Origin of the sequence: Reichenbachiella sp. MALMAid0571 (assembly GCF_040151475.1) — a bacterium.
Classification (GTDB): Bacteria; Bacteroidota; Bacteroidia; order Cytophagales; family Cyclobacteriaceae; genus CAXBNB01.
In genome coordinates, this window is sequence record NZ_JBDKWG010000143.1 from 14,556 (window position 1) to 30,267 (window position 15,712).

Annotated in this window: 15 protein-coding genes; 6 read left to right on the top strand and 9 right to left on the bottom strand. The window is 36.2% G+C overall.

Annotated elements, in window-relative coordinates; all coding sequences use genetic code 11:
* Positions 1-148 precede the first annotated feature (148 nt).
* Both AAOP42_RS16760 and AAOP42_RS16765 read right to left on the bottom strand, forming a co-directional pair.
* Positions 149-763: a tetratricopeptide repeat protein gene (locus tag AAOP42_RS16760; RefSeq protein ID WP_349529706.1), complete on the bottom strand. Its 615-nt coding sequence runs from the start codon at positions 761-763 to the stop codon at positions 149-151.
* Between the two features lie 166 nt (positions 764-929).
* Positions 930-2,006: a DUF1573 domain-containing protein gene (locus AAOP42_RS16765; protein ID WP_349529707.1), complete on the bottom strand. Its 1,077-nt coding sequence runs from the start codon at positions 2,004-2,006 to the stop codon at positions 930-932.
* Between the two features lie 98 nt (positions 2,007-2,104).
* On the opposite strand from AAOP42_RS16765, the gene trpS reads away from it, so the two are divergent.
* The 5 genes from trpS to AAOP42_RS16790 all read left to right on the top strand — a co-directional run bounded on the left by trpS (position 2,105) and on the right by AAOP42_RS16790 (position 7,318).
* Positions 2,105-3,073: a tryptophan--tRNA ligase gene (gene trpS / locus AAOP42_RS16770; RefSeq protein WP_349529708.1), complete on the top strand. Its 969-nt coding sequence runs from the start codon at positions 2,105-2,107 to the stop codon at positions 3,071-3,073.
* A gap of 19 nt (positions 3,074-3,092) precedes the next feature.
* A complete protein-coding gene (locus tag AAOP42_RS16775; RefSeq protein ID WP_349529709.1) occupies positions 3,093-4,823 on the top strand; it encodes a phospho-sugar mutase in 1,731 nt (576 codons plus the stop codon).
* 231 nt (positions 4,824-5,054) lie between these two features.
* Positions 5,055-6,032, top strand: coding sequence for a calcium/sodium antiporter (locus AAOP42_RS16780; protein WP_349529710.1), 978 nt, complete (start codon positions 5,055-5,057; stop codon positions 6,030-6,032).
* 213 nt (positions 6,033-6,245) lie between these two features.
* Complete coding sequence (locus AAOP42_RS16785) at positions 6,246-6,458, top strand: hypothetical protein (RefSeq protein WP_349529711.1); 213 nt, start codon at positions 6,246-6,248, stop codon at positions 6,456-6,458.
* Positions 6,459-6,493: 35 nt separating this feature from the next.
* Positions 6,494-7,318 (top strand): DUF4097 family beta strand repeat-containing protein, encoded by an 825-nt coding sequence (locus AAOP42_RS16790; protein WP_502947670.1) that lies wholly within the window; start codon positions 6,494-6,496, stop codon positions 7,316-7,318.
* 19 nt (positions 7,319-7,337) lie between these two features.
* On the opposite strand, the gene AAOP42_RS16795 is transcribed toward AAOP42_RS16790, so the two are convergent.
* Positions 7,338-9,530, bottom strand: a complete 2,193-nt coding sequence (locus tag AAOP42_RS16795; protein WP_349529712.1) for a B12-binding domain-containing radical SAM protein — start codon at positions 9,528-9,530, stop codon at positions 7,338-7,340.
* Between the two features lie 154 nt (positions 9,531-9,684).
* Between AAOP42_RS16795 and AAOP42_RS16800 the strand changes: the two genes are divergently transcribed.
* Positions 9,685-10,533, top strand: a complete 849-nt coding sequence (locus AAOP42_RS16800) for a c-type cytochrome (protein ID WP_349529713.1) — start codon at positions 9,685-9,687, stop codon at positions 10,531-10,533.
* Positions 10,534-10,613: 80 nt separating this feature from the next.
* Here AAOP42_RS16800 and rplT read toward each other — a convergent pair whose 3' ends face one another.
* The 6 genes from rplT to AAOP42_RS16830 all read right to left on the bottom strand — a co-directional run bounded on the left by rplT (position 10,614) and on the right by AAOP42_RS16830 (position 15,526).
* On the bottom strand, positions 10,614-10,958 hold the full coding sequence (gene rplT, locus AAOP42_RS16805; RefSeq protein WP_349529714.1) for a 50S ribosomal protein L20: 345 nt from the start codon (positions 10,956-10,958) through the stop codon (positions 10,614-10,616).
* Positions 10,959-11,054: 96 nt separating this feature from the next.
* A complete protein-coding gene (gene rpmI / locus AAOP42_RS16810; RefSeq protein WP_349529715.1) occupies positions 11,055-11,249 on the bottom strand; it encodes a 50S ribosomal protein L35 in 195 nt (64 codons plus the stop codon).
* Positions 11,250-11,272: 23 nt separating this feature from the next.
* The gene (infC, locus tag AAOP42_RS16815) at positions 11,273-11,833 is read right to left on the bottom strand and encodes a translation initiation factor IF-3 (RefSeq protein WP_349529837.1); all 561 of its coding nucleotides are present in this window, start codon (positions 11,831-11,833) and stop codon (positions 11,273-11,275) included.
* A 173-nt stretch (positions 11,834-12,006) separates the two neighbouring features.
* Positions 12,007-12,189: a hypothetical protein gene (locus tag AAOP42_RS16820; protein WP_349529716.1), complete on the bottom strand. Its 183-nt coding sequence runs from the start codon at positions 12,187-12,189 to the stop codon at positions 12,007-12,009.
* A 141-nt stretch (positions 12,190-12,330) separates the two neighbouring features.
* Positions 12,331-13,149 (bottom strand): DUF4249 domain-containing protein, encoded by an 819-nt coding sequence (locus AAOP42_RS16825; protein ID WP_349529718.1) that lies wholly within the window; start codon positions 13,147-13,149, stop codon positions 12,331-12,333.
* 7 nt (positions 13,150-13,156) lie between these two features.
* A complete protein-coding gene (locus AAOP42_RS16830) occupies positions 13,157-15,526 on the bottom strand; it encodes a TonB-dependent receptor (RefSeq protein ID WP_349529719.1) in 2,370 nt (789 codons plus the stop codon).
* Between the last annotated feature and the right edge of the window lie 186 nt (positions 15,527-15,712).

Sequence of the window (15,712 nt, forward strand, 5' to 3'; positions counted from 1 at the left end):
TTATCAGATTATACTCTATACTTGAGAAAATTAAAGATAGTCAAACCCAATTGAACTAGGATCATTAAACAAATGCAATTATTAAAAATAAGTTCAAAACAAAATGGTTCTTTCGTATTGAATACTAAAAGCGTGATGTAACGGAATGCTACTTGCAATATGTTCTAAGTGCTGTTTGAGCTTCTTCAACATTCAAATTGGCAGCCAACTTAAAATCCTTGCAGGCATTTTTGCTTCTTTTGAGTTGCACGTTGATAGCTCCCCTATAGAGATAGGCCTCTCCCAAACCATCATCCAGATTTATTGTTGCATTGTAGGCAACTAGTGCTTTTTTAAATTCTCCCAACTGATGAAGAGATCGCCCCTCCCAAAAATATGCCTGAGCTAATTGATCGTTGAACTCAATGGCTTTATCTGCATTATAGAGTGCCTGTTTATAATTTCCTTTCCTATAATAATACTTCGCTAAACTCAGATATGCAGCGGTATTTTTTGCATCGAGTTCCAATACGGCTTGGAAGTTGTCAAATGCGCTTTCGAAATCACCCAATTCTTCGTAAGATCTTCCTTTATTGTAAATGGATTTAATATCACCCGGATTCAACTTTAAGAATTCATCATAAGCTTCTATTGCCTGTTCGAATTTACCCGTGCTAAAAAAAATATCTCCTTTCCTTTCGTCTTCGTTTCCGCATGAAAAAAGTATAGAAATAAGCAAAATAAGTAGTGTCAATCTTTTCATTAAATCACAGCACACTTGCATTCTGGCAAGTTTCAAGGTTTTAGGTTTTAAAATCTACAATTAGATTTGTATTATATCGGTTGAATAGAAAAAATAAAAACGCAAAGTTAGAGTTTATATTTTAATAATGAATCAACAAAAGCCGAATAGAGTTATAAAATTGTTAATAATGAGTTCAAAGTAAGCCCTAGTTTTCGACCACTGCTTTAATTGAAACTGTTTGTGTCGGAGCAACAGGATCATTGGAATAAATGGTGATTGTTTTCAATTGGTTGCCCCGCCTGCCCTGCCCATCAAACTCAGCTGTCAATGTTGTTGATTCTCCCGGTTTTACATCATAGTCTTGTAACTGGACAATCACACAATTGCAGTTTGACATCACTTTTCGAATATTCAGATTGTTTTTGCCTCCATTGGTTAATGTAAATTGAGTTTCCTTAACCGTGTTTTTTGAGATCTTACCAATATCAGAAATCCTGTTTGGAATATTCAATTGAGGTGCTTGCTGCTTTTCTTCCTGAGAAAGTGGTGCAAAGTACTCCGTAATTGTCGCCATTACATTTAATTCTTTTTCTTGCTCATCACTTTCATCAGTAAAGAATTTCACATTGTGGTTTTGAAAGCCAAGGTTATTCTGGAAATTGGGGTCATAATTAATATTAATCTTTCCTTTGGTTTTGGGTTGAAGAGTGGTTGGCTCAAATGACAAATTGATAAACTCCGGTGCTAAAACCTTACCTGTAAATGAAAAGGCAGAATCACTGTCATTGTACACATCAATTTGGCGCACCACGGCTTTTTGTGTTGTCACCCTACCCATGTTCACGGTTTTGTTTTTCATCCTGAGTGCTCCTGATTTCGCCCTCAATTCCTCTTCCACAGTTTTTACCTTTGGAATTACCTTTCCCTGAATGTACAATATTTCTCTGGGATTTTCCCCATTGCTTGTTATAGTAAGAGACTTCTTAAACGCTCCCGGTCTGTTCATCGGATTGTATTGAGCCTTCACAAACCCTTTTTTTCCAGGCAGGACTGGTTCTTTTGACCATCCCGGTGTAGTACACCCACATGACGCCTTCACATTGCTTATAATAATAGGTGTAGCTCCCGTATTCGTAAATTCAAATTGATGGATTATCGGGTCTGCCTCTTCACGTACTTCACCAAAATCAAACGTTTCCTCTACAAATTTTAATTTCCCCTTTTCCTGTGCAGATGCTATATAACCAGAAAGTAATAATACCAATAAATTAAATATTCTCATTTTGTGTAAAATTTGACCCATTAAACAATTACAAATAAACAATAATAGAAGAACGTAACAAAGGGAAATAATTTTATTTAATTTGTAAGAAAAAATCAATGACGAGAGTTTTAACAGGAATACAAAGTTCAGGAAAGCCACATCTTGGAAATATATTAGGAGCTATTCAACCTGCAATTAATTTATCAAAAACACAAAAGGAAGAGTCTCTGCTTTTTATAGCAGATTTGCATTCACTGACAACAATCAAAGATCCGAAAGAGAGACAAGACAATACTAAAGCAGTAGCTGCTGCATGGCTTGCTTTCGGTCTGGATACAGATAAATCCGTATTTTACAGGCAATCAAAAGTGACAGAAGTTTGTGAATTGGCCTGGTATTTAAATTGCCTCACACCTTACCCCATGCTCGCCAACGCTCATTCATTCAAGGACAAATCTGACAGGCTTTCAGATGTGAATTCCGGGCTGTTCACGTATCCAGTACTGATGGCTGCCGATATACTTTTGTATGATGCCAACATTGTTCCTGTTGGGAAAGATCAAAAGCAACATCTGGAAATCACCCGGGATATTGCAAAAATTTTCAACAATCAATATGGTGAGACTTTTGTAGTTCCGGAAGCAAGAATAGACGAGAGTTTAATGACCATACCAGGTACGGATGGACAAAAAATGAGTAAATCGTATGGCAACATCATTGACCTTTTTTTACCGGAAAAAAAATTAAAGAAGAACGTGATGGGAATCATTACAGACTCTACTCCACTCGAAGAACCTAAAGATCCGGACATTTGCAATGTTTACAATATATACAAAACAATAGCCAACGATGAACAGATTTTACAGATGCGAAAAAATTATTCCGGAGGAAATTATGGTTACGGACATGCAAAAACCGAATTGTTTGAGTTGTTGTTGACAAAATATGCTGAAGAAAGAAAGTTATACAACCATTATATCGACAATGAAGAAGAATTGGAAAGAGCTCTGATAGAAGGAGAAAATAAAGCAAAAGACATAGCTCAAACTGTATTGTCAAGAGCTAGAAAAAAAATAGGATATTAATTTAAACTAAACGACATACATGGAATCATCTGTTAAAAAAGCAATAGATCAATGGTTAGGAAGCAGCATAGATCAGAATGATAAGGAAACGATCAACCAACTGATAAAGGATGGAAATGAAACTGAATTAACAGATTCATTTTATAAAGAACTAGAATTCGGTACCGGAGGTTTAAGAGGTATAATGGGAATAGGTCCAAACCGAATGAACAAATATACTATCGGTATGGCGACTCAGGGACTTGCCAACTACCTTAAGGCTGTTTTCACCGATCAACAAATCAGTGTGGCTATTGCTTATGACAGTAGAAACAACAGTGATTTTTTTGCAGAAACAACGGCTGCCGTTTTCTCTGCCAACGGCATCAAAGTATATCTTTTTGAAGAATTGAGGCCTACTCCAGAGTTATCCTTTGCAATAAGGTATCTGAAGTGTCAGAGTGGTGTAGTGATTACTGCTTCACATAATCCAAAGGAATACAGTGGCTACAAGGCATACTGGGATGATGGCTCTCAAATCATAGCACCACACGACACCAACATAATAGGTGAAGTACGCAAGATCAGTGACATTAGCCAGGTAAACTTTAAAGCAAACGCATCGCTTATTGAAAAAATAGGCCCTGACGTTGACAATGCTTACCTAGATGCAGTTTCTCAACAAGTGCTGTCGCCGGAATCAATTAAGAATCAAAATGACTTATCCATAGTGTTCTCTCCTATACATGGAACAGGAATTACAATGGCTCCAGCTATTTTAGAAAAAATAGGATTCAAAAATGTACATGTGGTAGAAGAGCAATCTGTGCCTGATGGTAATTTCCCAACTGTTGTTTATCCTAATCCGGAAGAACAAGAAGCAATGGCAATGGCAATGGCCAAAGCACAGGAGCTAGATGCGGATTTAGTACTTGCCACTGATCCAGATGCCGACCGTGTTGGAATAGCTGTAAAAAATTCTAATGGTGAATTTCAATTGCTTAATGGAAATCAAACAGGCGTTCTTATCATTTATTATCTATGTAAAAAATGGAAAGAAAATGATAAACTAGATGGAAATCAGTTTATTGTAAAAACCATTGTTACGACAGAATTGATAAAAGATATAGCTGACAGTTATAATATTGACTGCTATGATACACTCACAGGTTTTAAATTCATAGCTGGTCTGATCAGAGAACTTGAAGGCAAGAAAAAATTCATCGGTGGTGGTGAAGAAAGTTATGGATACCTTATAGGAGACTCAGTTAGGGACAAAGACGCTATAGCATCGTGTGCCATCATTGCAGAAATGGCCGCATGGGCAAAAGACAACAATACCACTCTTTATGAAGTGCTTATGGATATCTATTCCGAATATGGATTGTACGATGAAACCATGGTATCTATCACTAAAAAGGGAAAACAAGGAGCTGATGAGATTGTTGAGATGATGAAGGCTTTTCGCAATAATCCCCCTACTCAACTAGGCAATTCAAAAATTGCGAAGTTAATTGATTACAACTCCTCTACATCCAAGGATTTAATATCCGGAGAAACTAAAAACATTAATTTCCCAAAATCAAATGTTCTACAGTTTATTACGGAAGACCGAACCAAAATTTCAATAAGGCCTTCAGGGACTGAACCTAAAATAAAATTCTACTTTGGTGTCTATAAGAACAAGATTGAGAAAACTGCACTTAACGAAGAAATAGCTTCATTGGTCGAAAAAGTATCTCAAATTAAAGAAGAACTTGATTTATGCTAGCTAAATCAAACTGTTTTTCAGTGAATTAAAAATAATTATATTATAATTGTAACTTGATTAATTCATAGGATTATTTAATAATTATTTTGTATTTAATCAATATTTGAATTAAACAGAATCCATGTATAACGAAAAGGAAATGAATTATCCATTGAAAAGGATGCGTAATAGTTTCAATTATCATTATATTTAATTCGGTTAACTTTTGAAGCAACCCAAACCAAAAAGGAAGTGGATACTTTTATAAGCTTAGTACTGATTGTAGTTGGTTTTGTCTTATTGATAAAAGGTGCAGATTACCTCGTAAATGGTGCTTCTTCTCTGGCAAAAAGGTTCAATGCCTCGGATATTGCCATAGGTTTGACTGTGGTAGCGATGGGTACATCTGCTCCAGAGCTTGTCGTAAACCTTATTTCCGGAGCTCAGGGTGCAAATGATGTTGTATTTGGAAACATCATTGGATCAAATATCTTTAACATGTTTCTTATCCTGGGGTTGGCAGCTGTCATATATCCCATCACTGTTAATAAAAATGCTCTTTGGAAAGAAGTACCATACTCTTTAGCGGCAACAGTTATCTTTTGGTTGCTTGTAAATGATAAACTGTTGTTTGATGCAGAAACAAATGCAACAAGTGTATTTGATGGTATAATTCTATTGGTGCTTTTCATGATCTTTCTGGTATATGTATTTTTAAATATGAGCAAAGGAGGATCGGAAGCTGTACCCGATGGTGAAGACATTGAACTTTATGGAAGTGTTAAAACCACAGTGCTTATAGTGGTAGGAATTTCAGGTTTGGCATTTGGTGGTCAAATGATTGTGGACAATGCGATAAAAATTGCAGAAAGTTTTGGTGTCAGCCAAAGGCTTATTGGTCTGACTATTTTAGCGGCAGGTACATCCCTGCCCGAACTGGCAACCACAGCGGTTGCAGCTTTTCACAAAAAATCGGATTTGGCTGTAGGAAATATCATTGGATCCAATATCTTCAATTTACTTTTAGTACTTGGAGCAACAGCAGTATTCAACTCCCCTCTTGAATTTGACATAGCTTTGAATACAGACCTTTATATTGTCATGTTTGGTACAGTACTTTTATTCCTCTTTATGTTTACTTTAAACAAGTACAAACTAGATAGAATTGAAGGTGGTGTATTCCTACTTGGATTCGTAGGTTATATGGTCTTCTTGTTCCAAAGATTGTAAAGTCCCTTCTCTATTTTTCTGGATTCTATTAATAACATCTAATATAGTTGATGCTGGTTTAGTTTAACTCTAACTGCAATTGCTATAATGGGCTTGCATTTACATTTTTTGTTGTCATTAGAAAAATATATCGATTTCTCTGCAACCATATACTTTTTAAATACATCTAATAGACAAATAATAAAGTTTCATCCATTTTAAAACTAAGTAATCATGCTCAAGGTTTACATACTCCTGGCAATTAGTCTCATCCTAACGCTGTTATCAAAAGTACAAAGCCAGGATTTTTCATTTAGAGAAGAATATTCTATTTCCCAGCCTTCAGGCCTTAAAATCACTACTAATGATGGAAATATTCAGGTAATGGCATCTGATGGCAGCAAAGTGGAAGTCTATTACATCGTAAAAAAGACTTCAGAATCATAGAAATCAGCAGAGAAGAACTTGAAAAAAAATTATTTTTGGATGTATTCACCAATCAAAACAGTCTGGAAATTAAGGTGAGACAAAAAGACGGCATTTCCAATTGGAGAAACAGAATGTATGTATCGTTTAAAGTTTTAGTACCAAAACAAACTTCCTGCGTACTACATTCATCAGATGGCAATATACATATTGAGGGATTAAGCGGAGATCAGGAATTAAGAACCAGTGATGGAAATATCCATATCAGAAATATAAACGGAAATATTGATGGACGCACCTCTGATGGTAATATTGATATTGATCAGGTACAAGGATCGAATAGTCTGGTCACCAGTGATGGGAATATACAGGTAAGAAACGTAAATGGCAAAATTACCGGACGGACATCAGATGGAAATATAGACTTAGCTATTATAGAAGGAGGTGTTAGCATGGTCACCAGCGACGGAAATATAGTAGCATCTAGTATTCAGGGAGACCTTGATCTTACTACCAGTGATGGAGACATCCACTCTAGTAATACCTATGGGCATACCATTTTTAAAACGTCTGATGGCAATGTATTATTTGAAAACCTCTCCGGGTCCCTGAAAGCGGTTACATCAGATGGAGATATCAGAGGGAATATCGACGAGCTAAAAAACAAACTTGACTTACGTACCAATGATGGTAACATAGATGTAACCATTCCAAATGGTTTAGGGTTGGATCTCGCATTAAAAGGGCAAAAAATCCGTACTGAATTGAAAAAATTCAACGGAACTTCAAAGGATCATTCTGTAACCGGACAAATTAATGGAGGTGGAATCCCAGTTGAATTAGCAGCTTCAGATGGAAATGTGACTTTGACATATAGGTAAAACCTGGGGTATCCGTGGATTAAATAAATAACAATCCGGCATCTCTTAAACCCTGCATGGTATAGCTACTCATAAAAATTTTCATATCGCCCAATTGGTTATCATTAAATCTCTTTTCAAACTCTGAATAAGTCATAAGCTTTTCATTGTAAACAGACAATTCAGGTAAAATTTTAGACAGCCATTTGCCTATCGGCTCTTTCATGTTGAGTACAACATCTTCTTGTTTGGTTACAATTGACAACTCAGCCATTTCTACTGCTTTTTTCTTTTTGGTATAAAACCGTACTGAAGGCAGATTTCCAAGCCAAATTATTTTAACATTTTCTCCATACTCTGCTCCCTCATTTTCCAGCAGAACCTTTTCTATATAATCAGGTAATATTTTAGTTTTTGGCACATTAAACTCAAACCATTCGTTCAATTTAAAATCAAAACAAATGCCGTGCATATAATTGAAAATTGACTTTTTCAAACCTTCACTATATACCTCATGTATAGCCCCACTCCTATCTATATGTTGCAAATCATTGTTAGCAAAAGAACCAGACTGGCCAGTAATAGGTTCCACCATAAATTTCTCAGGAAACATCCCTACAGGGCTATGAGCAGTCATAGCAAACTGATGCCAAAATCCGGATTGAATAATGCCGTGCATAAACATTTGTCGCACTACTTCCAACGAATCGATGGTTTCCTGAGCAGTTTGGGTTGGAAAACCATACATTAAATAAGCATGGACTTTGATTCCCACTTCAGTGAAGTTGGCTGCTACCGTAGCTACCTGAGCTACAGTCACACCTTTTTGAATCATTTCGAGCAATCGATCTGATGCAACTTCCAACCCACCGGAAACCGCAATGCAACCGGAAGCAGCCAGCAACCTGCACAGATCTGATGTAAAACTTTTCTCAAAACGAATATTCGTCCACCAAACAACAGTCAGCCCCCTTCTAATAATTTCTAACGCAACGTCCCTCATCAATGCCGGAGGTGCTGCTTCATCCACAAAATGAAAGCCATTTTGACCAGTCTGTGCAATCAATTGTTCTATTCTATCACAAATAACACTGGCAGTGATGGGCTCATACCTTTTGATGTAATCCAACGAAATATCGCAAAACGTACATTTACCCCAATAACAACCATGAGCCAATGTGAGTTTGTTCCATCGTCCGTCACTCCAAAGTCGGTGCATTGGATTGGCAATTTCGATCACGGATAAGTACTTATCTAAAGGTAAATCAGAATAATCAGGTGTACCAACTTCTCGTTGAGGAACATCTTTTTCTTTCGATCCATTAAAATACTTTACTTCTCCATTACTGACCGTAAGGATTCTTTTCAACTCATCAAGGTCTCTTTGACCTGCCAGGTGCTCAATAAGGTGCATAATAGGTGCTTCACCATCATCAAGAGAAATGAAATCTATGTAGTCAAAAACACGGATATCTTTTACTGTCCTCAACTCTGTATTGGCATAACCACCTCCCATCACTATTTTGGTTTCAGGATAGTTGTACTTCAGCCATTTCCCACATTTTAATCCTCCATAGAGGTTTCCCGGAAAAGGAATAGACAATGCTACCAAATCGGGTTGATACAAGTCTATTTTTTGCTTAAGAATTCTCAAGAGTATAGAATCGATGAAACTATTCTGTTTTTGCAATTCTTCGTGAAGAGGATCAAATGAAGTAGCTGACAGTCCCAATCGCTCTGCATATCTGCTAAATCCAAAATTTCCATCTACACTATCTTTAATCAAATCAGAAATATCTTCAAGGTAAAGTGTAGCCAAATGCCTCGCTTTGTCACGGCTTCCCATTGTCCCAAATGCCCATTCCAGATCATCTATCTGATCAAACCTTGAAGCTTCGGGCAGGTAGTTCCCTTCGCATATAATATGAGCCAATGTCGGATTCTTATCCTGCAAAAAGCCAATCACTGTATCGATGGTTCTTATATACTCATTTTTTAATTCATATATCCTTTTGCTATTTACTGACAATTCTGTTTCTGTTGAGTTAACCGCCTCAAAAAGTGCTTCTAATCCTTTAGAGGAAAACAATTCCAGAATTACTTCAATCCCCAAATCCACTTGATTGGAATCAATGTGCTTAATATTAAGAAACCCTTTGAGGTATGGAGTTGCCGGATATGGAGTGTTCAACTGAGTGAACGGTGGTGTAATAAGTAGTATTTTTTGACCCAAGGTGTTCAATGTTGTTTGAAGATACAAAGCTATTCCAATTGAGTAAGCAAATTGTTGAAATAGTGATATAGATCATATTTTCTCAACTAAAAATAGTAATATTCCTTAATAGTTTTACGCTCTCAACTATTTATCAATACTACACTATTAGTTAATGCGAACACCATATCTACTCCTCATACTTATCTCTGTATTTTTTTCCTGTTCCAAACAAAAAGTCAAAAAAAATCAAATTAGAAAAACTGAAAGAAAGGAGCTTAATGCGCTTGAAACAATAGTTAAAAATGATTGTCTGCATTGTCACAGCATAGAAGATAAAGTAGTGGGCCCTCCTTATCTTGATATTGCCCGACGACACCAGCACAATCCCGAAATGAAAAGTGTTTTGGGTAATAAAATAATAGAAGGAGGCGGTGGATTGTGGTATGGAGGTATGATGTCAGGACATCCTCTACTAAAGAAAAAAGAAGTAAACCTTATTGTTGATTGGATATTATCTCTTGACAAAAAGCGATCCCATCAGCTAGCCACTTCAAAAAAATCGAATCTAACTTCTATTTTTCAGCAACAGATTTCTCCATCAGATTCAAGCAAAATAAAAATGGAGGTTTTCAAACTTGAACAAATCATAAATAATTTTTCTGCTTTTGACAAAACCTCCAAACCGGACTTTACAGGTTTTGCGGATGAAATAAATCTGCTTGGCGATGAAGCATTTTTTCCATTAAAACCCCCATACTTATTGAAAGTTACAGGGAATTTAGAAGTAAAGCTTGGTGGTAAGCACTTTTTTAGACTTGCCAAAGAGGGTTCTGGACAAATTTATTTGGATGGTAAATCAATAATTTCAAATACAGAAACGGATAATGAAATAGTATTAGACATAGAACCGGGTCAACATCCATTTACCATCTACTACAGTGGAGTAGGAAAAAGCGATACTCTGTCATTTAGCTGGATAACTCCTGGTGCTGAATACTACTCTTTAGTACAGGTAGATTAAACCAGTCAAATACCATTTTCACTAACAAAAAAGCCTCGTCTGATATCAGACGAGGCTTCATTTTTTATTTATTTACTTAATTACTTAAGTTTTCCTACTACTGCTTTGAAAGCTTCAGGATGATTCATTGCCAAATCAGCTAAGACTTTTCTGTTCAAATCTATTTTAGCAACTTTCAGTTTTCCCATAAACTGAGAATAAGACAACCCATGCGCTCTTGCTCCGGCGTTTATTCTTTGAATCCACAACTGTCTGAACTCTCTCTTTTTGGCTTTTCTATCCCTATAGGCATATCCAAGTCCTTTTTCAACGGCATTTTTTGATACCGTCCATACGTTTTTTCTTCTCCCAAAATAGCCCTTGGCCATTTTCATGACCTTTTTTCTCCTGGCCCGGGATGCTACTGTGTTTACACTTCTTGGCATTTTAATTAAATTTTTTGATCATTGGCGGCCTTCTGGCACTTATTACCAATCACCTGGTGAATAAATAAACCTTCCGATCTAATCGGAAATTTTTAATCAGATGTTAAGCATTGCTTTCACGTTCTTCTCATCAGACTTGTGTACCAAGCCCATAGCAGTAAGATTACGTTTTTGCTTGGTCTCTTTCTTGGTCAGAATGTGGCTTTTGAAAGCATGCTTTCTTTTGATTTTGCCAGTACCTGTCAATTTGAACCTTTTCTTAGCTCCTGATTTAGTCTTAACTTTAGGCATTTTAAATATATAAATTAAACAAATTATTTCTTTTTGAGCACTTTAGGAGACAACATCAAAAACATTCGTTTCCCTTCCAATTTAGGAAGCTGTTCCACCTTTGCATATTCCTCTAGTGCCTGAGCAAATTTCAACAACAATATTTCTCCTCTTTCTTTAAAGACAATGGTTCTTCCAACAAAATGAACATAAGCCTTAACTTTTGCTCCTTCTTCCAGAAAGTTCATGGCATGCTTCAGTTTGAAATTGAAATCATGGTCGTCAGTATTAGGACCAAACCTTATTTCTTTTAAAACTGATTTATGAGCCTTAGCCTTAATTTCCTTCTGCTTTTTCTTTTGTTCGTATTTGAACTTAGAATAGTCTGTTATTTTACAAACCGGAGGATCAGCATTGGGTGAAATTTCCACTAAATCAAGTCCCTGATCTTCGGCCATCTGTATTGCAGTCCTGACAGAGTAAACATCAACCTTAACATTTTCACCAACTACTCTTACTTCTCTTGCGGTGATTTTATCATTTACTTTGTAGGGTTCCTCGACACGTCCTCTAGGCCCCCTTCTTTGAAATCTTTGTTTAGCGATTGTTATTTGTGTTTAGTGTTAAAAATTTTCAGATGCAAATATCACTATTATTTCCTTAAATGCAATAAATTGATATTGAATAAAGAATAAAATTGGAGGAATGAAAACATAAAATTATATCTAAAAACAGGCATTTCCAGAATATAATCTCAATAAAGGCCTTTGCTGTCTGGCTATTTCTTCAGATAGACCAGTTCCGCAATCTCTGAAACCTGTGCGTCATTGAAATGATTGAGATATGAAGAGCTTTCCTGATAAGATCTAAACTGTTCTTTTTCCTCAAAATGTGAAACTTTTTTACTTTTCAACAATTGAGATAATCCATTGGAGAGTTTGTTGTTGGTGAAGATTTTCATACGTAGTGTATTTAAACATTTATCATTATTGCCTAAGACCATGAATGATAAACCCACCCCCAATTTCTAATTAAAAATTTATAAAAAAAGCTGACAACCGTAAATATTGCTAAACTTACGCTTGTCAGGCTTAATTTTCAATTACTCTTCAATCAGTACATAGCTGGATGATACTGCAGAAACCTGAAATATTCCAAGAGCCCCTCCACTTATATTTGATCTGGGATTTGCAGGTAAAGGACTAAACACACCTCCATCAGAAAATATCAGATTGGCTACATCACTCCAATATATAAATTCTTTTTGTGTGAGGCTATACATTTCCATTGAAACAGAATCGCCAACAGAGTGGTATTCCGGTAATTCTAACCCTTCAATTGCTTCACCAATTGCCACATCGTCGGTTACAGTAATATCTTCACCATTGTCATTGAGCCATTCTTCATTTCTGTAAAACTTAAACAAGTAAAAGTTGTCTTCATCCTGAGGCTCTTTGGTATATACAAAAACGTTATAAAAACGCCCCTCATCTTCCGGATCTGAAAACTCTTCTTCGTTCAGACCATAAGTCAGGCTATCAATATTGGCTACTCCCAATAGCTCCTCACTGGCAGTATATTTTTCACCATCAATATCGATATCTAAATTATAAATACGACCTACCTGTCCCGTAAAAGCGGCACTGGGAAGATATAAACCTGGTTTTTCAGTTGATTCGGAAAAAGTATATGTATTTCCAAGATCGTCTGAGACACTCACCTGAGCAGAACTTACCGCCGGATTAGTTCCACTGCTATAGAAGTCAGCTGTTTTACCAATTTTTATATACTGCTGCCCCGGCCGGTTGGTTATCAGTCCTTCAATAACCACCTTGGATTCTACTTGGTTTACATCTAATATAATACCTTCCTCACATGCAAAAAAGAAGATACTAAATACGATTATTATAACTTTTTTCATTTTTAATTTAAAATTTAACATTGTAAGTAATTGATGGTAAAACAGGAAACAGATAAATGAGACGGGCTTCTTTTTCTGTCCCATCTCCTAAGATATTTCCATCCTTATCTTGCTTTGTTCTGGTATAAATGGTAAATGGATTTTTCCTGTTGTAGGTATTATAAACTGCAAAAGTCCAACTGGATTTCCACTTCCTGTCTTTATTCTTTCTTGAATTAAGTGTAGCTGATAAATCCAATCTATGATAGTCAGGTAACCTGTATTGATTCCTTCCGGTAAAATAATCCAGATTGTATCCATCCATTTCATATTTTCCTACAGGTAAGGTAAATGCTCTACCTGTATTGTAAACAAAATTCGAACCCAACGTCCACTTATCATTGACTACATAAGTTCCAACTATAGAAAGGTTGTGCCTTCTGTCATGGCTGGCTGGAAATTGTATGTTATTATTAACACCTGATATATCCATCTCCGTTTTGGAAAGTGTGTAGCTCACAAAACCCCTTAAATTACCCTTGTTCTTTTTCAGGTACAATTCAAGGCCATAAGAATCCGACTTACCCTTTCTGATTTCCACAGGTAAATCCATATTGAAAAAAACATTGGCATTGTCTGCAAAAACAGCAAGGTTATTGAGTTTTTTATAATACACTTCAGATGAAAACTCATAAGCATTGTCGTTGAGGTTTTTGAAATAGCCTAAAGCTACCTGATCAGACAATTGAGGGCCTATGTATGGAGAACTAGGCCACCAGGTATTAAATGGTAATGACACTACTGAGTTTGACAATAGATGCACATTTTGAACCATTCTATTATACGAAGCTTTAAGAGAAGTCGTAGCATCTAATTTATATCTTGCTGAAAATCTTGGCTGAAGGTTATGAAACACCTTGATTGTTTCAAAATTCCCATACTCTGTAGAATCAACTCTTGTTTTGTTGATATTGTCCTGAGGATCTTCATACTCATAAATAGTGGATGCCCCCACATTCTGAAAGATCGAATACCTCAGACCATATTGCAAAGTAAGATTATCTGATACACGCATTTCATTGCCAATGTAGAGCGCATGATCCAATGCCTGATAATTTTCTAAGATGGTGGTTTCAAATATTGAGTTGTCTGAATTTGGTGCAATCTTACCTGGTTTAAACTTTCTGTATGAACCATGATAACCAAAACTTATTTCGTTTGATGGATTTAAATAGTAAGTAAAATCCTCCTTAAACATCGCCTGTCGAATGCCTGCTGACCAATTCAGGCCCTGAGTAGGATCTGTTATTTCCAGATTGTAATCAAAATTGCTATATATCAGGGATGTATTTGAAAATAACCTGTCATTGAAGAGGTGATTCCAACGAAAAGTAGCCGTTCCATTTCCCCAACCAAATGAACCATCATCTCCAAATTTCTGGACATCTCTACCAAAATATCCGGCAATAAAAAAGCGGTTGTTGTTGTTTTTTCTCCAATTGATTTTACCGTTCAAATCATAGAAATAGACTTTATTGCCATCTGTTGCTCCGGCCGTCAACACATCTACATAAGAACGCCTCGCAGAAAAAATAAATGAACTCGCATCTTTCTTTATCGGGCCTTCTAACATCACTCTACTGGATAGCAAACCAATGCCAGCTGATCCTTCCAGTTTTTTATTATTCCCATCTTTGGTTCGAACATCCAGTATGGAAGACAACCGGCCTCCATACTGTGCCGGAATTCCTCCTTTAATAAGTTCCGAATCTTTAATAACATCGGCATTGAACACAGAAAATAAACCAAATAAATGCGAAGGGTCATATATTGGTGCTTCATCTATCAAAATGAGGTTTTGATCAGAAGTACCTCCGCGCACAAAATATCCTGATGTCCCTTCTCCGGCAGAAATTACTCCTGGTTGCATTTGTACATTTTTAATAATATCAGCTTCACCAAATAAGGCCGGTAATAACTTCACCTGATTCACATCAATACTTTGTGAGCTCATTTTGATATCTTCAATATTGACATCTTCTTTTTCTGCTGTAATTATTACATCTGTAAGTTCAGTTACATCAGGTTGCAATTCGATATTCAAACTCATATTTGAGTTTAGTTCAATGGTCTTGGTCAGGTTTTTGTACCCCACATAAGAATACACCACATTGTAAGTCCCCTTATCCAGGGTAATGGAATAAAATCCATAATGATTGGAAGCTGAGCCCCCTTTAAGTTCAGTTACATAGGCTGTTACTCCTATGAGCTCTTCGCCATTAGAAGCATCTCTGATGTAGCCATTTAGGGTTAGTTTCTCTTGCGATCGGGCTTGATAGGATGTTCCAATCACGATAACGAACAGCAATACCGTTCGAAAAATTGTTTTGATTAGCATTTTAAAATTTAGTTTTTGAAATTAATTTGATTGATTAATAATTGCGGCTGATATCAATTCGAATGCCTGTTGATTAAAAGTTTGTTTTTCAAGCATTTATTATTTGCGGTTAAGATTATGACTTCATTTTCTGTCCGTTTTAAAGGTTTAAAATGTACGATAGCGACCAAAATTTGTAAGGAGGTT